22 protein-coding genes and 1 pseudogene are annotated in these 22,627 nt (G+C 67.5%); 17 read left to right on the top strand and 6 right to left on the bottom strand.

The features are described from left to right. The first annotated feature begins 12 nt into the window (after positions 1–12). The 3 genes from NL241_RS15270 to NL241_RS15280 are packed head-to-tail and all read left to right on the top strand — an operon-like array spanning position 13 to position 2,938. Positions 13–720 (top strand): SDR family oxidoreductase, encoded by a 708-nt coding sequence (locus tag NL241_RS15270; RefSeq protein WP_487692645.1) that lies wholly within the window; start codon positions 13–15, stop codon positions 718–720. Next, a complete protein-coding gene (locus NL241_RS15275) occupies positions 717–1,649 on the top strand; it encodes a glycosyltransferase family 9 protein (RefSeq protein ID WP_487692646.1) in 933 nt (310 codons plus the stop codon). The genes NL241_RS15270 and NL241_RS15275 overlap by 4 nt, the downstream gene beginning before the upstream one ends. Then, positions 1,646–2,938 carry a UDP-glucose dehydrogenase family protein gene (locus tag NL241_RS15280; protein WP_487692648.1) on the top strand — a complete coding sequence of 431 codons (1,293 nt, stop codon included), beginning with the start codon at positions 1,646–1,648 and terminating at the stop codon, positions 2,936–2,938. Before NL241_RS15275 ends, NL241_RS15280 begins: the two co-directional genes overlap by 4 nt. 47 nt (positions 2,939–2,985) lie before the next feature. Here the strand turns inward: NL241_RS15280 and mbp1 are convergent. The 4 genes and pseudogenes from mbp1 to NL241_RS15300 all read right to left on the bottom strand — a co-directional run bounded on the left by mbp1 (position 2,986) and on the right by NL241_RS15300 (position 8,185). Continuing rightward, positions 2,986–3,218: pseudogene (mbp1, locus tag NL241_RS15285) on the bottom strand (microaggregate-binding protein 1). A 64-nt stretch (positions 3,219–3,282) separates the two neighbouring features. Next, complete coding sequence (locus NL241_RS15290; protein WP_494397973.1) at positions 3,283–5,391, bottom strand: catalase; 2,109 nt, start codon at positions 5,389–5,391, stop codon at positions 3,283–3,285. Between the two features lie 66 nt (positions 5,392–5,457). Next, positions 5,458–6,519 (bottom strand): helix-turn-helix transcriptional regulator, encoded by a 1,062-nt coding sequence (locus tag NL241_RS15295; RefSeq protein ID WP_494397974.1) that lies wholly within the window; start codon positions 6,517–6,519, stop codon positions 5,458–5,460. A gap of 169 nt (positions 6,520–6,688) precedes the next feature. Next, entirely contained in the window at positions 6,689–8,185 is a 1,497-nt protein-coding gene (locus tag NL241_RS15300) for an FAD-dependent oxidoreductase (protein WP_494397975.1), read from the bottom strand. A gap of 170 nt (positions 8,186–8,355) precedes the next feature. On the opposite strand from NL241_RS15300, the gene NL241_RS15305 reads away from it, so the two are divergent. Both NL241_RS15305 and NL241_RS15310 read left to right on the top strand, forming a co-directional pair. Next, positions 8,356–9,234, top strand: coding sequence for a cyclopropane mycolic acid synthase family methyltransferase (locus tag NL241_RS15305; protein WP_494397976.1), 879 nt, complete (start codon positions 8,356–8,358; stop codon positions 9,232–9,234). Between the two features lie 33 nt (positions 9,235–9,267). Beyond that, positions 9,268–10,371, top strand: a complete 1,104-nt coding sequence (locus tag NL241_RS15310; RefSeq protein WP_494397977.1) for a hypothetical protein — start codon at positions 9,268–9,270, stop codon at positions 10,369–10,371. On the opposite strand, the gene NL241_RS15315 is transcribed toward NL241_RS15310, so the two are convergent. Then, complete coding sequence (locus NL241_RS15315; RefSeq protein WP_494397978.1) at positions 10,353–10,850, bottom strand: DUF1990 domain-containing protein; 498 nt, start codon at positions 10,848–10,850, stop codon at positions 10,353–10,355. The genes NL241_RS15310 and NL241_RS15315 overlap by 19 nt on opposite strands. A gap of 38 nt (positions 10,851–10,888) precedes the next feature. Between NL241_RS15315 and NL241_RS15320 the strand changes: the two genes are divergently transcribed. From NL241_RS15320 to pdxT, 12 genes are all read left to right on the top strand, one after another. Continuing rightward, a complete protein-coding gene (locus NL241_RS15320) occupies positions 10,889–11,758 on the top strand; it encodes an aldo/keto reductase (RefSeq protein ID WP_494397979.1) in 870 nt (289 codons plus the stop codon). A 76-nt stretch (positions 11,759–11,834) separates the two neighbouring features. Continuing rightward, positions 11,835–12,449, top strand: a complete 615-nt coding sequence (locus tag NL241_RS15325; protein WP_487692659.1) for a PaaI family thioesterase — start codon at positions 11,835–11,837, stop codon at positions 12,447–12,449. Further along, complete coding sequence (locus tag NL241_RS15330) at positions 12,450–12,881, top strand: TIGR02611 family protein (protein WP_487692660.1); 432 nt, start codon at positions 12,450–12,452, stop codon at positions 12,879–12,881. It abuts the gene before it with no gap. 73 nt (positions 12,882–12,954) lie between these two features. Then, complete coding sequence (gene thrS, locus NL241_RS15335) at positions 12,955–15,006, top strand: threonine--tRNA ligase (protein ID WP_487692661.1); 2,052 nt, start codon at positions 12,955–12,957, stop codon at positions 15,004–15,006. Beyond that, the gene (locus NL241_RS15340; RefSeq protein ID WP_487692663.1) at positions 15,003–15,578 is read left to right on the top strand and encodes an ATP adenylyltransferase; all 576 of its coding nucleotides are present in this window, start codon (positions 15,003–15,005) and stop codon (positions 15,576–15,578) included. The genes thrS and NL241_RS15340 overlap by 4 nt, the downstream gene beginning before the upstream one ends. Then, entirely contained in the window at positions 15,575–16,246 is a 672-nt protein-coding gene (pgsA, locus tag NL241_RS15345; RefSeq protein WP_487692664.1) for a phosphatidylinositol phosphate synthase, read from the top strand. The genes NL241_RS15340 and pgsA overlap by 4 nt, the downstream gene beginning before the upstream one ends. After that, on the top strand, positions 16,246–17,148 hold the full coding sequence (locus tag NL241_RS15350) for a phosphatidylinositol mannoside acyltransferase (RefSeq protein WP_487692665.1): 903 nt from the start codon (positions 16,246–16,248) through the stop codon (positions 17,146–17,148). The genes pgsA and NL241_RS15350 overlap by 1 nt, the downstream gene beginning before the upstream one ends. Continuing rightward, entirely contained in the window at positions 17,149–18,273 is a 1,125-nt protein-coding gene (locus NL241_RS15355) for a glycosyltransferase family 4 protein (RefSeq protein ID WP_494397980.1), read from the top strand. Between the two features lie 2 nt (positions 18,274–18,275). Further along, positions 18,276–19,310, top strand: a complete 1,035-nt coding sequence (locus NL241_RS15360) for an NUDIX hydrolase (RefSeq protein ID WP_494397981.1) — start codon at positions 18,276–18,278, stop codon at positions 19,308–19,310. Between the two features lie 73 nt (positions 19,311–19,383). After that, positions 19,384–20,313, top strand: coding sequence for a pyridoxal 5'-phosphate synthase lyase subunit PdxS (pdxS, locus tag NL241_RS15365; protein WP_487692668.1), 930 nt, complete (start codon positions 19,384–19,386; stop codon positions 20,311–20,313). Positions 20,314–20,352: 39 nt separating this feature from the next. Continuing rightward, positions 20,353–21,198, top strand: a complete 846-nt coding sequence (gene tesB, locus NL241_RS15370; protein ID WP_487692669.1) for an acyl-CoA thioesterase II — start codon at positions 20,353–20,355, stop codon at positions 21,196–21,198. Next, the gene (gene pdxT, locus NL241_RS15375; RefSeq protein ID WP_487692671.1) at positions 21,195–21,785 is read left to right on the top strand and encodes a pyridoxal 5'-phosphate synthase glutaminase subunit PdxT; all 591 of its coding nucleotides are present in this window, start codon (positions 21,195–21,197) and stop codon (positions 21,783–21,785) included. The genes tesB and pdxT overlap by 4 nt, the downstream gene beginning before the upstream one ends. Positions 21,786–21,833: 48 nt before the next feature. On the opposite strand, the gene NL241_RS15380 is transcribed toward pdxT, so the two are convergent. Then, complete coding sequence (locus NL241_RS15380; RefSeq protein WP_494397982.1) at positions 21,834–22,517, bottom strand: GntR family transcriptional regulator; 684 nt, start codon at positions 22,515–22,517, stop codon at positions 21,834–21,836. Positions 22,518–22,627: the final 110 nt, after the last annotated feature.

The raw sequence follows: 22,627 nt of genomic DNA on the forward strand, positions 1-22,627 counted from the left end.
AAAGGCTGATCCGTGCAACCACACAACCAGAATCCCAAATTGGGCAACGTCCTCGTCACAGGTGGGGCATCCGGACTCGGCGCGGCGGCTGTCCGGGCGCTGCTTCGGCGCGGTGCCACCCCGATGGTGCTGGACAAGAACCAGCCGCGCTTCGACGTGCCGTTCGTCGCGGTGGACCTTGCCGACACCGACGCCGTGCACGCCGCGGTCGCGACCCTGGCAGACCGGTGCGGCGGCCGGATCGACGGGGTCTTCACCGCGGCCGGAATCGATGCGTGCGGAACGCTGTCCGACGTGCCCGCCAAGGAGTGGGAGCGCGTCGTGCACGTCAACCTGATCGGCACCGCGGCGGTGATCCGCGCCAGTCTGCCGTACGTGAAGCGCTCCCACGGCCGGATCGTCACCTGTGCCTCCACGCTGGGCATCAAAGCGGTCAGCGATGCCACGGCCTACTGCGCGTCGAAGTTCGGCGTGGTGGGCTTCACCCGGGCCCTGGCCGCCGAGCTGGCCGGCGAGGTGGGGGTCACCCTACTGATTCCCGGGGGCATGCAGACCCCCTTTTTCGACGGCCGCACCGAGCAGTACAAGCCGCCGGCCGACGCGGTGCTCAACGATCCGGACCATGTGGCCGAGACCGTGGTGTTCGCGCTGAGTCAGCCCCCCGGATGTGAGGTGCGTGAGCTGGTGGTGGCCGCTTCGACCGAATCGTCCTGGCCATGACCGCAGACATCCTGGTTCTGCGGGCGCTGGGCCTGGGTGATCTGTTGACCGCGGTACCCGCGCTGCGCGGGTTGCGGCGCGCACATCCCGACGCGCACATCACCCTGGCGACGCCGAAACCGTTGGAGGAGTTGGCACTTCTCACCGGCGCTGTCGACACCGTGCTGCCGACACCCGGGCTGGGGCATCTCGGGGCCCTCCCGGCGCGGCCGACGCTGGCGGTCAACCTGCACGGGCGCGGCCCGCAGAGCATCGCCGACCTGCGCCGCACCCGACCGCACCGCTTGCTCACCCATGCGCATCCGGACCATCCGGACCACCCGGGCCCGTTGTGGCCGTCGGACTGCCACGAGGTGGACCGGTGGTGCGCCATGCTGCAGTGGTTCGGAATCGACTGTGATCCCGAGGATCTGCGGATGAGTTCACCGAAGCGCAGCTGGCTGCACACCGGCTCGGTGGTCCTGCATCCCGGCGCGTCCGCCTTGTCACGCCGGTGGCCGGCGCACCGTTATGTGGCGGTGGCGGCGGAACTGAGCAAGCGGGGAGTCGAGGTCCTCATCACCGGCGACCCCAGCGAAGTGCTGCTCGCCGAGTTTGTCGCCGCCAGGGCGGGCCTACCGTCGTCGGCGGTGCTGGCCGGAACCCTCACGGTGACCGACCTGATGGCACTCATCCAAGACGCCCAACTGCTGATCTGCGGCGACACCGGCGTGGCGCACATCGCCACCGCGACGGGAACGCCGTCGGTACTGCTGTTCGGTCCCACCCCACCGGATCACTGGGGTCCGCGGACCGGCGACGTCCACACCGTGCTGTGGCGGGGCCGCACCGGCGATCCGCACGGCGACAGCCCGGACGGGGGACTGCTGGAGATCACCACCTCCGATGTCCTGGCGGCCGCCGAACCCGCACTGCGGAGCCGGGTATGACGACCGGTGTTGTGGGGATCGGGTACGTGGGGCTGACCACCGCGGTGTGCCTGGCGCAGCGGGGGCTGGACACCGTGTGCGTCGATATCGACGCACAGAAGATCTCCGCTCTGCGCGGCGGCGCGTGCACGGTCGACGAACCCGGCATCGGCGACCTGCTCCGCGCCGCCCAAACCGGCGAGCGGTTACGGTTCGACACCTCGGTGACGGCGCTGGCGGGCGCGGACGTGGTGTTCGTCTGCGTCCCGACACCCAGCGGTGATGACGGCGCCGCCGACGTCAGCGCCGTCTACTCGGTGGTGGACAGTCTGGGCCGGGTGCTCTCTGCGGGGTCGGTCATTGCAGTGAAATCGACTGTGCCGGTTGGTACTACGCGCGACCTGGCGCGCCGGCTGGCCGGCACCGGGGTGGCGGTGGCATCGGTTCCGGAATTCCTGCGCGAGGGCCACGCCGTCGCCGACTTCCAGGGCCCGGACCGCGTGGTGATCGGGGCGCGGAGCCCGGCCACTGCCGATGCCGTCGCCTCCGTGCTCGGCGCGGATCCCGCCGTCACGCAGACAATGACGCCCGAAAGCGCGGAGCTGGCCAAGTATGCGTCGAACTCGTATCTGGCGGTGAAGCTCTCTTTCGTCAACTCGTTGGCCCACCTGTGTTCCCGGACGGGCGCCGACATCGGCGCGGTCACCCGCGCGATGGGCGCGGACCCACGGATCGGCTCGCAGTTCCTGCGGCCCGGACCGGGCTGGGGCGGGTCCTGTTTGCCCAAAGACACCGCTGCACTGGTGCACACCGGAATGCATCACGGCGTTCCACTGCCGGAAGTGAGCGCCGCACGCAGCACCAACGACGACCAACCCGGCTGGATCCGGGCGGCGATCGAACGCCGGCTGGGGCGGCGGATGGAGTCGATGCGCATTGCGGCGCTGGGCCTGACCTTCAAGGCCGGTACATCGGATGTCCGTGACTCACCGGCACTTCTGGTCTGTCGCCATCTGGCCGGAGCAGGCGCCCATGTCCAGGCTTACGACCCGAAGCTGGCCTCGATAGACGAGCGGACTCTGGAGCGCAACGCGATCATCGGGGTCGACGATCCCTACCGGGCGGCCAAAGGGGCCGACGTCATCCTGGTGCTGACCGAGTGGCCGGAGTTTCGTGAGTTGAACTGGACGGTGATCGCCCGGCACGCGGCCGGCGCCGCGGTGGTCGACACCCGTAATCTGCTCGACCGGCCGGTCGTCGAGGCATGCGGTCTGCACTACCTCGGCAACGGTATTCCGCACGGCATCTGAGCAGAGCGGCGGCCGGGCCGGCTACCCGACCCGACCGCCTTATCGGTTTACTGGTGTGATTTCCGGCGCGCCCCTGAGGCTTTCGCCTCGACACGCGCCTTTCCGGCCTCGGCTTCCGTGCGGGCCGCGTCACGCCGGGCCTCGGCTTTGTCCTGCTGAGCCTTGCCTTTCTCAGTCAGGTCATCGCGCCCGGTGACGGTTCACCCCTTCCGTCGGCTCAGCCCTTGGCGTCCTTGACGACGCCCTTGATTCCTTCTCGAGGTCCGCTGTTGTCTGCCATACGGCGTACTCCTTCCGGTCGGGTATCGCGAGGGCTTCCCCCGCACAGGGCAGTTGAAACCGGCTCAACCGACCGGGGCCACCCGCGAGGCCATCACCAACTCCGCGCGGTCCCAGACCCGGTGCAGGCCAAGGGCTGCCACCAGCGCACCGGCGAATTTGGCGTTCGCCGAATCGGCCGTCTGCACACCGACGCCGCCCGGGTCGATCCCCGCGGCAGACAGCAGCGCGGCCCCGTCACCCCAGGTGGCGATCGGCTTGCAATGCCGGTACGCCTCTTGCAGGAGCAGGGCGACCTTGATGTCCGGATCGGCGCTCGTCCCCGCGGCGATCACCACGGCGTCGAACTCGACAGACCGTGCCGTCAGATACGTGCGCTCCACCACGACGCTGCGCCGCCCGGCTTTCAGGAACCCGCCCGACGGGGCCACCACCAGTGCTTCGACGCCCTGGCGATCGAGCGCCTTGGCCAAGGTGGTGATCCCGGCAAGGTCCGACCCGTTGTCGGCGATGATGCCCACCTTGCGTCCGGCGACCGGGCCGGGAACCGTCACCACCTGTGACAGGGCAGGGGAGACCGGGACTTCGCCGGGCGGGTTGCCCTTGGGGGCGGGCAGGCCGAGACCGGCGGCGACGGTTTCGCACAGCTGGGCGTCCACATTGGCGAGCACCTGGAGTTGGCGTTCCTTGATCGCCTGCTCGTAACACTTGCCGAGCTCGAAGGTGAACGCCTCGGCGATGTGCGCCTGCTCGATAGCCGACAGGCTGCGATAGAACATCGCCGGTTGGGTGAAGTGATCGTCGAACGACGCCGGTTGCGCGCGGACCGCCTGGCCGTCGATGCGCCGCGGCGTCTGCACGTAGCCGCCCTCGGATTCGTCGGCGGTCAGCGGCTCACCACCGTCGATGCTGTTGGGCTTGTAGGGAGCCAGGCCGGTGTGCACCGCGGTCTGGTGCATACCGTCGCGGAGCATGTCGTTGACCGGGCAGTGCGGTCGATTGATCGGCAGCTGTGTGAAATTCGGGCCGCCCAGCCGGGTCAACTGCGTGTCGAGGTACGAGAACAGCCGAGCCTGCATCAGCGGGTCATTCGTCGGCTCGATCCCGGGAACGAAGTTGCCAGTGTGGAAGGCCACCTGCTCGGTTTCGGCGAAATAGTTGGTGGGATTGCGGTTCAGGGTGAGCTTGCCGATGAGCTGCACCGGCGCCAGTTCTTCCGGAACGATCTTGGTGGGATCCAGCAGATCGATGCCCTCGAATGTCTCGGATCCGTCGTCCGGCATCACCTGGATGCCCAGCTCGTACTCGAAGAACGCGCCGGCTTCGATACCGTCGGCCATGTCGCGGCGGTGGAAATCCGGGTCGCAGCCGGCGGTGATCTGCGCTTCCTCCCACACCTGAGAATGCACTCCCGCCACCGGCTTCCAGTGGAATTTCACCAAGCTGGTCTTGCCTTTGGCGTTGACCAGCCGGAAGGTGTGGACCCCGAAGCCTTCCATGGTCCGGTAGGAGCGGGGTATCCCACGGTCGCTCATGTTCCAGAACACGTGGTGGGTGGCTTCGGTGTGCAGTGACACGAAGTCCCAGAACGTGTCGTGGGCGGACTGCGCCTGCGGGATCTCGCGGTCCGGATGCGGTTTGCCGGCATGGATGACGTCGGGGAATTTGATGCCGTCCTGGATGAAGAACACCGGGATGTTGTTGCCGACGAGGTCGAAATTGCCCTCGTCGGTGTAGAACTTGACGGCGAAACCCCTGGTGTCCCTGACGGTATCGGCGGATCCGCGCGAACCCAGCACCGTGGAGAACCGGACGAAGACCTCGGTTTGCTTGCCTTTGGCGGCCAGGAATCCCGCTTTGGTCACCGTCTTCGCGTTGCCGTACGACTCGAACACGCCGTGGGCGGCTGCGCCGCGGGCATGCACGACGCGCTCGGGAATCCGTTCGTGATCGAAGTGGGTGATCTTCTCACGCAGGTGAAAGTCTTCGAGCAGGCTCGGCCCGCGACTGCCTGCCTTGAGGGAATGGTCGGTATCGGGAATCCGGACGCCCTGCGCAGTGGTCAGATGGGTGCCGGTTTGGGCGTATGGATCGCTGTCGGTGGCATCGACGGGAGACCCGGCCGATCGGGTGCGCTTGGGAGCAGCTTGATCTGGTTTGCGGGCTGGGGGCATGGATGCGCCTCCTTGGTCAGGGCTGGTGACTTCGGTTCGGCGAAGCTGTACCCAGATGTATCCGTTCTACGCACGAAAAGACGTGGAAGGGCGCTGGTTTCCCGAACTCAGCGTCTCGTGCGGACTCTCGCCGTAGGCCTGCCGGTACAACACCGCGAACCGGCCGGTGTGGGCGAAACCCCAGTGGGCAGCCGTGCCCGCGACGGTCGTTGTGGATTTGTCCGCCGCCGTCAGGTCACTGTGCGCCCGCTCCAACCGGACCCGGCGCAGGAACTCCGTGGGTGTGGTGTCGAGGTACCGGCGAAAGATGTACTGCACGCTTCGTGGCGTCAGATACACGCTCGCGGCGATGTCGGTGATGCCAATGGCCTTGTCGGCATTCTCTTCCACGAATCCGACGGCCCTCCGCAATGCAGCCGGGGTGTTCTCGACGGCGCCGGTCACGGCGTCGGTGTCACGCACGGCGGTGTTCGCGAACGCTGCCAGCGCCGTACTGGCCAGCAGCCGGCCGGCCGCACCGATCACCAGGGGCGTCGCTTTGGTGCCGTCGCTGAGAACGCTGTCCTGCACAAAGGCCGCGGTCTGGCGGAAGACCCGGGCGGCAACGGCGTCGACCGGGTGCTGGGCGGTGAAGCGGATCGCGGCGGCGGAGGACAGCGCTGCATCCAACAGCAGGTATTGATCGAGCACAACAGACCGGAGCTGGACATCAGAGGTCCGGGTCTCCACCCGTCCGTCCGTACACTGGGCCAACACCATCTGCCCAGGCCCGGCCACGGCGATCTCGCCGGAAGCGTGGCATTCGACGTGACCACTGTCGGGAAGGTAGATCACGGCCGGCTCCAGTCGATCGGCCGAGGTGCGCACACTCCCGCGCTGACTGATGACCTCCGTGGCGAATACCCCCACCGCGGTCCGGGTGTGCTTGTAGTTCAGACCTTCACCGGCTCCGTGGGGGTGGTCGACGCGCACCGTTGTGCCATAGGACTCGGACAGGAAGTCCTGCACCACCTCCGGATCGCCGGTATGAATCTCCGAACGCTCCGGGCTGTGCAAATGGTGTCGTTCGTTCATCGGGACCCCACGGCAGATGCCATCGAGCTGGATCTTGACTCGCTGAGTGTTCACGATACGCCCGTAGGCGGCAGGGGCATGAGGGTTGCATTCATGTCCTTGGTGGCGATCGCTGGCCGAGGTGAATCCTGTTCTGCAACAGCAAATGTGGCAACAGATGGCCTCCTGGTCAAGGGGGTGTCGCTCAGCGTCACCCACGGCAGCTGACGGCCATGGTCATCGGTCATCTGGACAGGTTCCTGGTCGCCGGGCCTTCCAACACGGTGCCGTCAGGGGCGAACCGCGATCCGTGCAACGGGCAGTCCCACGACTTGGCCTCGTCGTTCCACTCGACGATCCCGCCCAGGTGAGTACACACCGGTGACACACACCGTTCGACGCCGTCGACCATGCTGCGTGCGGTCATCTGCCAGGGCGGACCCGAGACCACTCCGGCACCATCACGCACCGGCCCGCGCGACCGTACGGTGGGCGTCACCCAGCCCGCTGCCAGGTGCACCGCCACCTCGGCATTGGCCTTGAGCGCCTCGCTCCAGCCTGAGCGCTCGGAGGCGGTCCAGCTGGCGAATGCCCGCGCCCACGGAGCCTGTTGCCCGCCCAGGATGTGCTTGGCCAGCAGAAGCGCCGCCGCCACGCCATTGGTCATGCCCCACTTGGCGAAGCCTGTTGCCACGAACAAGGATTCATTCTTGGGGAGCAGGGGACCGACAAAGGGAAGCTCATGGACGGGCTGGTAATCCTGGGCCGACCACGAATGCGTGTGTTGCGCGCCGGGGAAATACTGCCGCGTCCAGGTCACCAGATCGGCGATGGCGTCCCCTTCGGAGCCGCGACCGACCACGTGTCCGTTACCGCCGACGATCAGGCGGTCACCGCCGGCGGTGGGGGCGTAGCGCACCGACCGCGAGGGCGAGTCGGTGGACAGGTACATGCCTCGGGTGGGGGCGGTCGGGAGGGCGAACGCGGTGCAGTACGACCGCTGCGGCTTGAGCCGCGCGAAATAGCCCCCGCGGTCCAGAATGGGTGTACCCGTTGCCAATACACACTGCCGCGCCGCCACCACGGGCTCGTCGGCCTCGGTCCGCTGTTCGAGGTGCAGGTGCAGTTCGGTGTCCACCGTCTGCACTGTGCGGACCCGTCGGCCGGTCAGGATCTGGCCACCTCGGTCTTCTAGTTCGGCGGCCAGGGCGTCCAGAAACGGCATGGGATCGAACTGCACCTGATCGGCCAGCCGCACCCCGCCGCGGGCGGGAAACGGCACATCCAGCGACTGCTCCCAGGTGACATCCAGGCCGGCGCGCTGCGCGGCCTCGAACTCGCTGCGGGCGCTGCGTTCACCCTTGGCCGTCTGGGCGTAGGTGTAAGCGTCCTCCTGTTGGGTCGCCACACCGTGGTCGGCGCAGTACGCCGTCAGCCACGCCTGGGCTTCCCGGTTGCCGTCGACGTAGTGGGCGGTCAACTCACGGCCTTGGCGGGACTCGATGCTCGAGAGCCGCGTGCCCTGCAAAAGGCTGACCTTGCCGGTGGTGTTGCCGGTGGTCACCGCGCCGGGAGTGCGGGCTTCGACCACGAGCACCCGTTTGCCCGCCCGAGCCAGCAGCACCGCCGTCACCAGTCCGGTGATGCCCGCGCCCACCACCGCCACGTCCACCACGGTGTCGCGGCCGGCCAGCTCCGGTCGTTCGATAGCGGAATGTCCGTCCAGCCACAGCGATGTCATGCCGTCCGCGATACCCGGGGAGTCGAGGTTGAAACGGCTCGCGGACTCGCCAGCCGCCGGAAACCCTGACGTCGGCGCTGATTCATTTCGGTGACGGCGGGTACACCGGCCGCGACGTCACCGACGACGTCTGGTGCTCGTGGGCACCATCGCCACCAGTGAGCGAGATGATGACGAACCCTACCGCCGGCCAGCAGGACCTCGAACCCCACTTCGATGATGTGCAGGCCCACTATGACCTGTCCGACGAGTTCTTCGAACTGTTCCTGGACCCCACCCGCACCTACAGCTGCGCCTACTTCGCCCGCGACGACATGTCGCTGCAGGAGGCGCAGCTCGCCAAGATCGACCTGTCACTGTCCAAGCTGAACCTCCGGCCGGGGATGACGTTGCTGGACGTGGGATGCGGATGGGGCGCGACAATGCTGCGGGCGCTGGAGAAGTACGACGTCAACGTCGTCGGCCTGACGCTGAGCCGCAACCAGGCCGCCACCGTCGAACGCCGGTTCGCCGAGGTCGACAGCCCCCGATCCAAGCGGGTGCTGTTGCAAGGCTGGGAGCAGTTCACCGAGCCGGTGGACCGGATCGTCTCGATCGGCGCGTTCGAGCACTTCGGCCGCGACCGCTACGACGACTTCTTCAGATTCGCCTACGACGCGCTTCCCGATGACGGCATCATGATGCTGCACACCATCTGCGTCTGCTCGGAAGAGGAGATGAAGAACATCAAGGTCACCATGACCTTGCTGAAGTTCATCAAGTTCATCATGGACGAGATCTTCCCCGGCGGCCGGCTGCCGTCGGTGGTCGATGTCGAAAACTACTCGCAGAAGGCCGGATTCCGGTGCGACCGGGTGCATTCCCTGCGCCCGCACTACGCGAAGACCCTCGACCTGTGGGCCGCGGCGCTAGAGGCTCACCGCGACCAGGCGATCGCCATCCAGTCGCAGGAGGTCTACGACCGGTACATGCGGTACCTGACCGGCTGTGCGGATCTGTTCCGCAACGGCAACACCGACGTCTGCCAGTTCACCCTCGTCAAAGGCTGATGACCGCGCCGTGCTCTGATCTAATTCCGGGGCATGACCGCAGTTTCACCGCGCTCCCGGCGCGGTCCGATCACCCGTGACGCCACCGGGGCCGGCGCCGCCGAGGCGTTCGTCCTGATCGCCGTGGCGACCATCCTGCTCACCCGGGCCTATCTCGAACTCACCGGCTACCCGCAGATCGGCGGCGGTGAGCTGCACATCGCGCACGCCCTCTGGGGTGGGGCATTGATGATGCTCGCGCTGCTGATCGGCTGGATGTCACTGGGCTTCGGGCCCCGGGTGCTGGCGGTGCTGCTGGGCGGCATCGGCTTCGGGTTGTTCCTCGACGAGGTCGGCAAGTTCGTCACCAAGACCAACGACTACTTCTACGGGCCGTCCGCCGAGATCATGTACATCCTGGTGGTGGCAATCCTGCTCGGCGCCCGCGTGATCCGCGACATCCGACCGTTGACCGCGCGCGAATGCCTGGCCTCGGCGGCGGCCATCGCCGCGGAGGGACTGGCCCGCGGTCTGCCCGAGCACCGCCGGGCCATCGGCCTGCGCCTGGCCGGTGCAGCCGCCGACAGCGGGGCACCCGCCGGGGAGGTGGAACAGGTACGGGCGCTGCTGTTGTCCGCCGAGCACGCCTCCGATCGGCTGTATCGGCTGCAGCGCTGGCTGCCCACCTTGATCCCGGGCTTCTTCCGGAGTCCCCGCTGGATCCCGGTGGTGGGGTGGCTCATGGTCCTCGGTGCGGTGGGCAGCGTGCTGTTCGGTGTGCTGGGAATGGCGATCGGCGGCTACCAGCTCTACGACGGCGACGAGGTGGTCCTCACCTTGGACGGAACCAGCCCGGCGTCGGTCATTCTGCTGGTGAGTGCTTGTCTGACAGCGGGATTCGCGTTACCGGCGATGATCGCCCGCCGTCGTGACCGCACCGCGGTGTGGCCGCTGCGCTGGTTGCGCAACGCCGCGCTGGTGGTCACCTTCCTCAACGCCTTTGTCGACTTCGCCACCGACGGATTCGGTGCGCTGGCCAACATGGCGACGGGGTTGTTCACCCTGGCGGTGCTCACCTATCAGCTCGACGTCGCCGCGCGTGCCGAGGCGCAGCGCGCGTTGCCCGCCGAGGGCGCCCGTCAGACGGCCGCGACGTAACGCCGCATGACCAGCGTCTGCGCCGCCGACAGCACCGGCACCGCCAGCTTGGCCCACCACGTGTTCGGGGCGGAGAAGGCCGACACCTCCGAATGAACCGCCTCGGTGGCGGGGTCGTAGCGCACCGCGAAGCGCTCCTCCCCGGAGACGGGATGTCCGGGCAGCGTGCCGTAGGCGAAGCCGCGTAGATCCGGTTCGTCGATCACGTAGACCACGCGGCACGGCGCGGCGAAGGGGCCGAGCCGGCCCAGGACCAGGGTCCCCGTTTCGGCGACGTCGGTGCTGGCCGTCACCGCCACCCCGGCGCCGCGCAGCATCCCGTACCGCATCACCGCCTCGGCGGCCTGCTCGAATCTGGCTCGCCCGGTGCCGATCCGCTTGGTCAGCTGCGCGTGCCGGTACCCGGCCGGCATGCCGTGTGCGGTGGCGCCCACGTCGTCATAGGTCAGTGGGAGATCCACCAGATCGCTGAGCTTCACACGATCACTGTGTCAGTTCTCGGCGTACGTTGTGACCCATGACTTCGGACTCCCCGGCCTCGGGCACCTTCACCCTCGGCGGCGATCTGACCGTCAACCGCCTCGGCTTCGGCGCGATGCGTCTGACAGGCCGGGGAGTGTGGGGCCCGCCCGCCGACCGCGACGAGTGCCTGCGGGTGCTACGCCGCGCCGTGGAACTCGGGGTCAACTTCATCGACACCGCCGACTCCTACGGCCCCTACATCTCCGAGGACCTGATCCGCGAGGCCCTGTATCCGTATCCCGAGGACCTGGTGATCGCCACCAAGGCCGGGTTGCTGCGCACCGGTCCCGACGTCTGGGTACCGCTGGCCAAACCGGCGTACTTGCGTCAGGAAGTCGAGATGAGCCTGCGCCGGCTCGGCGTCGAGACCATCGACCTGTTCCAGCTGCACCGCATCGACGCCGACTACTCGATCGCCGATCAGGTGGGGGAGTTGGCGACACTGCAGCGCGAAGGCAAGATCCGCCACATCGGGCTGTCCGAGATCGACGTGGACCAACTGCGCGCCGCGCAGCAGGAGGCCACCATCGTCTCGGTGCAGAACATGTACAACCTCAGCGTGCGGCAGTCCGAGCCGCTGCTCGAGGTGGTGGCCGCCGAGAACATCGGGTTCATTCCGTGGTTCCCGTTGGCGGCCGGGCCCCTTGCCGCTCAGGACGGCCCGCTGCAGACCATCGCGGCCGACCACGGCGCCAGCCCGTCGCAACTCGCGCTGGCCTGGCTGCTCAAGCGCTCACCGGTGATGCTGCCGATCCCCGGCACCTCCAAGGTCGCCCATCTCGAGGAGAACGTCGCCGCCGCGACCATCGCGCTGACCGACCAGGAGTTCGCCACCTTGTCGTCTGCCGGTGCCGCCGGGGCCTAAGACATGGGCCCGGCCCGACTTCCCCGGGCTCGTCCCTCGCCCGCCTCGTCGACCGGGCTGCCGATACGGTGTGCAGGTGGCCAGTACGCACGCCGGAGGCGGGTTCAATCCGCCGAAACCGACCACCAAGGGTGGACCCGACTATGGCCGGTTCGTCGCGGCCGTGCGCCGGATGCAGGACCATGCCCGCGCCGCCGACGCTCCCGACGAGGTGATCAGCGAGGCGGCCGACCTGCTGGAGAAGGCTTCGGCGCTGCTGACGCCGTACGACGCCGACGAATGGTCGTCGCCGTCGGGCCGGCGGCTGGACCTACCGAATCGCGGCAACATCCTGTCGGTGCCGATGGAGCTGGCCAGAGGCGAGGACGGAAGCGTGCACGGCTGGATCCGGTTCGCCCGGTTCCATCTCGGCCGCAACGGCGCCGTCCACGGTGGGGCGCTGGGATTGGCGTTCGACTCGGTGCTGGGCTACACCGCGGCGGTACTGACCGGCGGGCCATACCAGCGCACCGCGTTCCTGCACATCGACTACCGCAAGATCGTGCCCGTCGAGACCACCTTGCAGGTCGACGCCGCACTGACCAAGGACGAGGGCCGCAAGATCTTCGTCGAGGTCACCCTGCGTGACGGTGACGCGGTACTGACCGAAGGTCACGCGCTGTTCGTCCGACTGAAACCGGGTCAGCCGTAGATGGCGCTCAAGGAGAAGCTCAAAGAGGTGCCCCACGCGTGGGCCCGGTGGCGCGACGGGTTTCGTCATCGCCCGACGGTGGACCTGACCTACCGCATCGTCGTCGGTGTGGTCGGCGCGGCGGTGTTGGCCGTGGGGATCGTCGCCATTCCGTACCCGGGGCCGGGATGGGCCATCGTGTTCCTCGGCCTGGGCATCCTGGCGACGGAGTTCGAGTTCGCCCAACGCGCGCTGAAGTGGGTTCGGCACCGCTATGACCTGGTGATGGGCTGGTTCGGCCGCCAGGGTCTCTGGGTCAAGGTGCTGGGTGCGGTGTTCACCTGCGCCGTGGTGCTGGTGACGCTCTGGCTGTTCGGCGCGGTGAGCCTGGTGGCGGGCTGGGTGGGGATCGACTGGCCGTGGCTCGAGAGTCCCCTCGGCCTGGGGTCCTGAAGGCGCACCCCCGGATCGCGCCCCGATAGCATGGTCGCGACCTGATCGTCTCAGCGACTTTGGAGAACAACCGATGACCGCCCCCGCACAGCCTGCCCCTGCCGCCCTGCTCCGGGTTCCGGCCGGGACCACCGCCGGCGCCGCCGTGCGTGAGGCTGGGCTACCGAGCCGGGGCGAACCCGATGCCATCGTCGTGGTGGCCGATGCCGACGGCAAGCTGCGCGACCTGTCCTGGACGCCCGAGGCCGACGCCGAGGTGACCCCGGTGGCCGCCAACTCCGACGCCGGTCGCAGTGTCATCCGGCACTCCTGCGCGCACGTGCTGGCTCAGGCGGTGCAGGATCTGTTCCCCGACGCGAAACTGGGCATCGGACCGCCCATCACCGACGGCTTCTACTACGACTTCGACGTCGCCGAACCGTTCACCCCGGAGGACCTCGAAGCGCTCGAGAAGCGGATGCAGAAGATCATCAAGGATGGTCAGCTGTTCTCCCGGCGGGTGTTCGCGTCCAAGGACGAGGCCCGCCAGGAGCTGGCAGCAGAACCGTTCAAACTCGAACTGGTGGACGACAAGTCCGGTGACCCCAGTGTCATGGAGGTGGGCGGCGATGAGCTGACCGCCTACGACAACCTCAATCCCCGCACCCGCGAACGGATTTGGGGGGATCTGTGTCGTGGCCCGCACATTCCCACCACCAAGTACATTCCCGCGTTCAAGCTGACCCGCAGCTCGGCGGCGTACTGGCGCGGCGACCAGAACAACGCCAGCCTGCAGCGCATCTACGGCACCGCATGGGAATCCCAGGAGGCGCTGGACCGTCACCTCGAACTCATCGAGGAAGCCCTCAAGCGTGACCACCGCAAGCTCGGATCCGAGCTCGACCTGTTCAGCTTCCCCGACGAAATCGGTTCGGGCCTGGTGGTTTTCCACCCCAAGGGTGGCATCGTGCGTCGCGAGCTGGAGGAGTACTCGCGACGCCAGCACATCGAAGCCGACTACGAGTTCGTCAACACCCCGCACCTGACCAAGGCGCAGCTGTTCCACACCTCCGGGCACCTCGACTGGTACGCCGACGGCATGTTCCCCCCGATGCAGATCGACGCGGAACTCAACCCCGACGGCACAGTGCGCAAGCCCGGCCAGGATTACTACCTCAAGCCGATGAACTGCCCCATGCACTGCCTGATCTACCGGGCGCGGGGCCGGTCCTACCGTGAACTGCCGTTGCGGCTGTTCGAGTTCGGCACCGTGTACCGCTACGAGAAGTCCGGTGTGGTGCACGGCCTGACCCGCGCCCGGGGCTTCACCCAGGACGATGCGCACATCTACGTCACCCGCGAGCAGATGCGCGACGAGTTGGCCTCGCTGCTGCAGTTCGTGCTGGACCTGCTCAAGGACTACGGCCTCGACGACTTCTTCCTGGAGCTGTCCACCAAGGACCCGGAGAAGTTCGTCGGCTCCGACGAGATGTGGGAGGAGAGCACCAAGGTGCTCGCCGAAGTCGCCGCGGCCTCCGGCCTGGAGCTGGTGCCCGACCCGGGCGGCGCCGCGTTCTACGGACCCAAGATCTCGGTGCAGGCCCGCGACGCGCTGGGCCGCAGCTGGCAGATGTCGACCATCCAGCTGGACTTCAACTTCCCGGAGCGGTTCGAACTGGAATACACCGCCGCCGACGGCAGCAGGCAGCGACCGGTGATGATCCACCGCGCCCTGTTCGGGTCCATCGAACGGTTCTTCGCCGTCCTGCTCGAGCACTATGCCGGAGCCTTCCCGGCCTGGCTGGCGCCCGTCCAGGCGGTCGGCATCCCCGTCGCCGACGCCCACGTGCCTTATCTGAAAGAGGTTGCCGCCGAGCTGAAGTCGCTGGGGGTGCGGGTCGAGGTGGACGCCAGCGACGACCGGATGGCCAAGAAGATCGTCAACCAGACCAATCAGAAGGTGCCGTTCATGCTGCTGGCCGGCGACAAGGACATCGAAGCGGGGGCGGTCAGCTTCCGGTTCCTCGACCGCACCCAGATCAACGGTGTGCCCAAGGCCGACGCCATTGCGGCGATCCTGCGCTGGATCGGCGACCGGCGTAACGACGCTCCCACCGCCGAGTCCGTCGGCGCGCTGACACCGTGACCGAGGAGCAGGCGCCGGACGCCCTGGTCGATGTCGGCACCGGTGAACGGGACCATCTGCAGCGACTGTGGACTCCGCACCGGATGAGCTACATCGCCGAGGCCCCCATGAAGAAGGGACCCGGCTCGGCCAAGTCGGAGCAGCCGTTCACCGACATCCCCCAGATGAGCGACGAGGACGGTCTGATCGTCGCCCGCGGCGAACTGGTGTACGCGGTGCTCAACCTGTATCCGTACAACCCCGGCCACCTGATGGTGGTGCCGTACCGGCGGGTGTCCGAACTGGAGGAACTGACCCCCGACGAGAGCACCGAGTTGATGGCGTTCGCGCAGAAGGCCATTCGGGTGATGAAGGCCGTCTCGCAGCCGCACGGTTTCAATGTGGGACTGAATCTCGGGTCGTCGGCGGGTGGATCGCTGGCCGAACACCTGCACATGCACGTGGTGCCGCGCTGGGGCGGGGACGCCAACTTCATCACGATCATCGGTGACACCAAGGTGATCCCGCAGTTGCTCCGCGATACCAGGCAGCTGCTCGCCGACGCGTGGAAAGATCAGCACGGGCCCTCATGAGCGACTTCTACCTGACGTCCCGGGCCGCGTACGCCAAACTCTCACGGCCCGTGGCCAAGGTGGCGCTGCGCGCCGGCTTCACCCCGGACAGCATCACCATCATCGGCACCGCGGGCAGTGTGATCGCCGCGTTGACGCTGTTTCCCATCGGCCAGCTGTGGTGGGGCGCCTTCGCGGTGTTCATCTTCGTCCTGGCCGACATGCTCGACGGTGCCATGGCGCGCGAGCGTGGGTACGGGTCCCGGTTCGGATCGGTGCTCGATGCCGCGTGCGACCGGATCGCCGACGGCGCGGTGTTCTGCGGGCTGCTGTGGTGGGCGGCCTTCGGGATGCACAGCGCGTCGCTGGCGGTGGCCACCCTGATCTGTCTGGTGACCTCGCAGGTCATCTCCTACATCAAAGCCAGGGCCGAAGCCAGTGGTCTCGACGGTGGTGGGGGCCTGATCGAGCGGCCGGAGAGGTTGATCATCGTGCTGGCGGGTGCCGGGCTCTCCGGACTCTTCGGGCTGCCCGTACTACTGCACGTCGCGATGTGGCTGCTGGCGGTGGCCAGCCTGGTCACGGTGGCCCAGCGGATCCACCGGGTGCGGTGTTCACCCGGGGCCATGGACCCGCTGTCGCATGACGGGTCACCGGCCCCCGACAATCCCGAAGCGAGCGGATCCTGATGCGGGGCAGTGAACAGCTCAGCGACTGGGGCTACGCGACGGGTTGGCGGCTGGTGCGCGCGCTGCCCGAAACTCTCGCGCGCAACGCGTTCGAGGCCGGCGCGTGGTACGCCGCCCGGGGCGGGGGACCCGAACAGTTGCGCAAAAATCTGGCCCGGGTGCTGGGCGTCGAACCCGAAGCGGTACCGGCCCCGTTGGTCCGCGCCTCGCTGGCGTCCTACGCCCGGTACTGGCGCGAAGCCTTCCGGTTGCCGTCGATGGATCTGCCCGCCGTGGCGGCGCGCCTCGATCAGCGGTTCATCGGTGCCGACAAGCTGGCCGCGGCCCACGCCGGCGGCCGCGGTGGGGTGCTGGCCCTGCCGCACAGCGGCAACTGGGACATGGCCGGAGTGTGGCTGGCCCAGAAATACGGCACCTTCGCCACGGTGGCGGAACGACTCAAACCGGAATCGCTGTTCAATCGGTTCGTCGCCTACCGCGAAAGCCTCGGGTTCGAGGTCTTCCCGCTGTCCGGTGGCGAGCGTCCGCCGTTCGAACTGCTCTCCGAACGGCTGCAGCAGAACATGTTTGTGTGCCTGATGGCCGAGCGCGACCTGACCCGAAGCGGAGTCGAGGTCAAGTTCTTCGGTGCCAAGACCCGGATGCCGGCGGGCTCGGCAAAGCTGGCGATCGCGACGGGCGCCCCGCTGCATCCGGTGCACGTGTACTACGACGGCGACGACTGCGTCGTCGAGGTCCACGATGCCCTCGACACCAGCTCCGGTGACGTCAACGTCGTCACGCAGGCGCTGGCCGACAGGTTCGCTGCCAACATCGCCGCCCACCCCGAGGACTGGCACATGCTGCAGCCGCAGTGGCTCGACGATCTGTCCGAGGCTCGCCGAGCGCGGCTGGAGGGCTAGATGCGCATCGGGATGGTGTGCCCGTACTCGTTCGATGTGCCCGGCGGTGTGCAGTCGCACGTGCTGCAGCTGGCTGAGGTCATGCGCGAGCGCGGGCACATGGTCAGCGTCCTGGCGCCCTCCTCGGCCGATGTGGAACTGCCCGACTACGTGGTCTCCGGTGGAAAGGCGGTGCCCATCCCGTACAACGGGTCGGTGGCCCGGCTGCGGTTCGGGCCCGCGACCCACCGCAAGGTCAAACGCTGGCTCGCCGAAGGTGAGTTCGACGTCCTGCATCTGCACGAGCCGAATGCCCCGAGTCTGTCGATGCTGGCGCTGCAGGCCGCCGAGGGCCCGATTGTGGCGACCTTTCACACCTCCACCACAAAATCGTTGACGCTCAGCGTGTTCCAGGGGATCTTGCGGCCGTACCACGAGAAGATCGTCGGCCGGATCGCGGTGTCGGACCTGGCGCGCCGCTGGCAGATGGAGGCACTGGGCTCCGACGCCGTGGAGATTCCCAACGGTGTCGACGTGGGGTCGTTCGCCTCCGCGACGCCGATGGCCGGTTACCCGCGGCCGGGAAAGTCGGTGCTGTTCCTGGGACGCTACGGCGAGCCACGCAAAGGCATGGCGGTGCTGTTGGCGGCCCTGCCCGCACTGGTGGCGCGATTCCCCGATATCGAGGTCCTCATCGTCGGCCGCGGTGACGAGGACGAACTGCGTGAGCAGGCCGGCGCGTGCGCGTCGCACCTGCGTTTCCTCGGCCAGGTCGACGACGCCGAGAAAGCCTCTGCGCTGCGCAGCGCCGACGTGTACTGCGCGCCCCACACCGGTGGGGAGAGCTTCGGCATCGTCCTGGTGGAGGCCATGGCCGCGAACACCGCGGTGGTGGCCAGCGATCTCGACGCCTTCCGCCGCGTCCTTCAGGATGGCCACGCGGGAAAGCTTGTGCCGGTTGATGATCCGGCCGCCATGGCGGCCGCGTTGATCGAGGTGCTCGCCGATGACGCGGTACGCACCCGGTATGTCGAGGCGGCCGCCGAGGCTGTCCAGCGCTACGACTGGTCGGTGGTGGCGGGGCAGATCATGCGGGTGTACGAGACCGTCGCCGGCGCCGGAATCAAGGTGCAGGTGGCCGGCTGAGCATGGAATGGCTGATCATCCTCGCGGTCCTGCTGATCATCGGGTTGGCACTGGTGGCCGGCTGGGCCTATCAGACCGCCAACCGGCTCGACCGCCTGCACGTGCGCTACGACCTGTCCTGGCAGGCGCTCGATGGTGCGCTGGCCCGGCGGGCGGTGGTGGCGCGCGCGGTGGCCGCCGATGCCGGCGTGGTGCACGGCCGGCGCTTGAGCAGGCTGGCCGATATCGCCGAGCGCTCCGACCGGGCATCGCGGGAGACCGCCGAGAACGAACTGTCGGCGGCGCTGACCCGGGTCGACATCGCGTCGTTGCCCGCGGCGCTGGTGGCTGAACTGGCCGACGCCGAAGCGCGGGTGCTGCTGGCCCGCCGGTTCCACAACGACGCGGTGCGCGACACCTTGGCGCTGCGGGAGCGTCCCGTGGTGCGGTGGTTGCGCCTCGGCGGGCACGCGCCCCTGCCGACGTATTTCGAGATCACCGAACGCGCTTCCGAAACCAGGGGGGCCGACAGCGCGGTGCCGGTGGGTGCGCCGCGCACCTCGGCCAGGGTGGTGCTGCTCGACGAGAGCGGGCGCGTGTTGCTGTTCTGCGGGTCCGATCCCGCGATCACCGACGGCAGCGCGCGCGTCTGGTGGTTCACCATCGGGGGGCAGGCCCTCGACGGCGAACGCCTGCCCGACGCCGCGGTACGCGAACTGGAGGAGGAGACCGGTCTGCGCGTCGACGCCGCGGAGATGATCGGCCCCGTCTGGCGGCGCGATGCGGTGATCGACTTCAACAACGAAGTGATGCGCAGCCAGGAGTTCTTCTTCGTGTACCGCACCCAGAACTTCGAGCCGTCCGCCGCGGGCCGCACCGAGCTGGAGCACCGATACATCCGGGGTCATCGCTGGTGCGACGCCTCCGATATCGCCGCCCTGGAAGCCGCGGGTCAGACGGTCTATCCGGTGCAGCTCGGGGAGCTGTTGAGCACGGCAAACGAGGTGGCCGACGGCGCCGGAATCCAGTCCAGTCCGCCGCTACTGGCCATCCGGTGACCGCGCAGGTAAAACCTGCTCCTGCAGACCCTTAGACTGGGTGTTCATCAGTTTTGTCTAAGGAGAGATAGCAGTGTCCGCTGAAGCTAATGGAACCGCTCATACCAATGGGTCGGCCAGCGGCCAGACCGGTACTTCCCGGGTCAAGCGCGGCATGGCTGAGATGCTCAAGGGCGGCGTCATCATGGACGTCGTAACCCCCGAGCAGGCCCGGATCGCCGAAGGTGCCGGTGCGGTTGCGGTGATGGCCCTGGAGCGCGTGCCCGCCGACATCCGCGCCCAGGGCGGGGTGTCGCGGATGAGCGATCCCGACATGATCGAGGGCATCATCTCCGCGGTCACCATCCCGGTGATGGCCAAGGCCCGCATCGGGCACTTCGTCGAGGCGCAGATCCTGCAGAGCCTGGGTGTCGATTACGTCGACGAGTCCGAGGTGCTGACCCCGGCCGACTACGCCAACCACATCGACAAGTGGCGTTTCACGGTGCCCTTCGTCTGCGGTGCCACCAATCTGGGGGAGGCGCTGCGCCGGATCACCGAGGGCGCGGCGATGATCCGCTCCAAAGGTGAGGCCGGCACCGGCGATGTCTCCAACGCCACCACCCACATGCGCAAGATCGGCGGCGAGATCCGGCGGCTGACCTCGTTGAGCGAGGATGAACTGTATGTCGCGGCCAAGGAGCTGCAAGCCCCGTATGACCTGGTGGTCGAGGTGGCACGGGCCGGCAAGCTGCCGGTGACGCTGTTCACCGCCGGCGGTATCGCCACCCCGGCCGATGCGGCGATGATGATGCAGCTCGGGGCCGAAGGGGTGTTCGTCGGTTCGGGCATCTTCAAGTCCGGTAACCCCGCCGAGCGGGCCGCCGCGATCGTCAAGGCCACCACCTTCTACGACGATCCCGATGTGCTGGCCAAGGTGTCGCGCGGCCTCGGTGAAGCCATGGTCGGCATCAACGTCGACGACATCCCGGTACCGCACCGCCTCGCCGAACGCGGCTGGTAGCGCCCGCCGATGAGCGCTTGCGCGAAGAAAAGAAAATAAGTGTCGATCGAGGAGATCCTTGACCTCGAGCAACTCGAGGTCAACATCTATCGCGGTGGTGTGTTCAGCCCCGAATCCGGGTTCCTGCAGCGCACATTCGGTGGACATGTAGCCGGCCAGTCGTTGGTGTCGGCGGTCCGTACCGTCGATCCGAAGTATCAGGTGCACTCGCTGCACGGCTACTTCCTGCGGCCCGGCGACGCGCGCGCACCGTCGGTGTACCTGGTGGAGCGCATCCGCGACGGTGGCTCGTTCTGCACCCGACGGGTCAGCGCCATCCAGCACGGCGAGACCATCTTCACCATGTCGGCGTCGTTCCAGACCGACCAGAGCGGGATCGAGCACCAGGACGCGCCGCCGGTGACTCTGCCGCCCGACGACATCCCGGACTTCAAGTCCGCCAGCAAGGTCTTCGACGACGCCAGCTTCCGGCAGTTCGACGAATGGGACGTCCGGATCATCCCGCGGGATCAGCTGAACAAGGTGGCGGGCAAGGCATCTCAGCAGCAGGTGTGGTTCCGGCACCGGGACCCGCTGCCCGACGATCCGGTGCTGCACATCTGTGCGCTGGCCTACATGAGTGACCTGACGCTGTTGGGTTCGGCCCAGGTCAACCATCCGGAAGAGCGCAATCACCTGATGGTGGCGTCGCTGGATCACGCGATGTGGTTCATGCGGCCGTTCCGCGCCGACGAATGGCTGCTGTATGACCAGTCGTCGCCGTCGGCGTGCGGGGGCCGTTCGCTGACCCAGGGCAAGATCTTCAACCGGTACGGCGAGATGGTGGCCGCGGTGATGCAAGAGGGGCTGACGCGCTACGCCCGCAACTTCAAGCCCGCGCAGTGAGCGCGCCCCGCGTCGGCGTGCTGGCCCTGCAGGGGGACACGCGTGAGCACCTCGCGGCGTTGCGCGAAGCCGGGGCCGAAGTGCTGACCGTGCGGCGTCAGAACGAGTTGGACAGCGTGGACGCGTTGGTGATTCCCGGCGGTGAGTCCACCGCGATGACCCATCTGCTGAAGGCCTTCGACCTGTTGGAGCCGCTGCGTTCGCGTCTGGCCGAGGGAATGCCCGCCTACGGGTCGTGTGCCGGGATGATCCTGCTGGCGTCGGAGATCCTCGATGCCGGGGTCGCCGGACGTGAGGCCCTGCCGCTGTCGGGTATTGATATGACAGTGCGCCGCAACGCTTTTGGCCGTCAGGTTGATTCGTTCGAAGCCGATCTCGATTTCACCGGCGTCGACTCGTCGGTGCACGCGGTGTTCATCCGCGCCCCGTGGGTCGAGCGCGTCGGGACCGATGTCGAAGTCCTGGCCAGCGCCGGCGAGCACATTGTCGCCGTCCGTCAGGGCAAGGTGATGGCGACGTCGTTCCATCCGGAGATGACCGGCGACCGCCGCGTCCACAAACTGTTCGTGGAGTCGCTCTCGTCCTAGGGATTTGGGCGCGCTCGTAACCGCTGAGCGGTTACGCACGCGCCCAAATCACTGGTCTTCGAGTAGCTTGTCGGTGGTGCGCCGGATGTGGGTGCACAGCAATCCTGACGCCAGCTCGACATCACGTGCGACGACGGCCTCGATGATCGCGCGGTGCTCGGCCGCGATATCGCGTTCCCGGTCGTGTAGGGGTGCCGACCACCGTCGGTACAGCTCCGCGGATTCCCGCAGGGACAACGCGACGGTGCGGATGCGGCGGTTCGGGCAGCCCATCAACAGCGCGTCATGGAATTCGGCGTGGGCCTCGACCCACTGGTCGGAGAACCGCGCGGGGTCGGCGTCGTCGTACATGGGTGTGCGCTCGAGGATGTGATGCGCGGAGACCGCACGCGCTTCCCACTCCACGTCGGCATTGTCGATGGCGTATCGCAATGCCAGAATCTCGATCTCGCAGCGGGCATCGGTCAGATCGGCGAGATCCTCGGCTGAGATGTCGGTGACCCGGAAGCCCTGCTGCCACTCCGAGATCACCAGCCCCTGCTCGGCCAGACGTTGCAGCGCCTCACGGATGGCCCCGACGCTGCAGCCGAAGCGGGTCACCATGGCAGCGAAAGGCAGTTTGCTTCCTGGCTCGAGCCGTCCGGCCAGGATGTCGCTCCGAAGCTCGTCGAAGACTCCGGTCTTGGTGGCGCGCACCGAGGTTCGCTCGTCAAGGGCCTTGGTGGCCTTCATATGGGCTCCCGTCGTCGGGCGTGAGTGTAGCTCCCGAAGTTCGAAACAGGCTAGCACGAAATGAAACGAGGGACCGTTTTCGAAAACGCTCTTGACATTCGTAGGCAAGT

This window comes from Mycolicibacterium sp. SMGY-1XX (genome assembly GCF_059132455.1).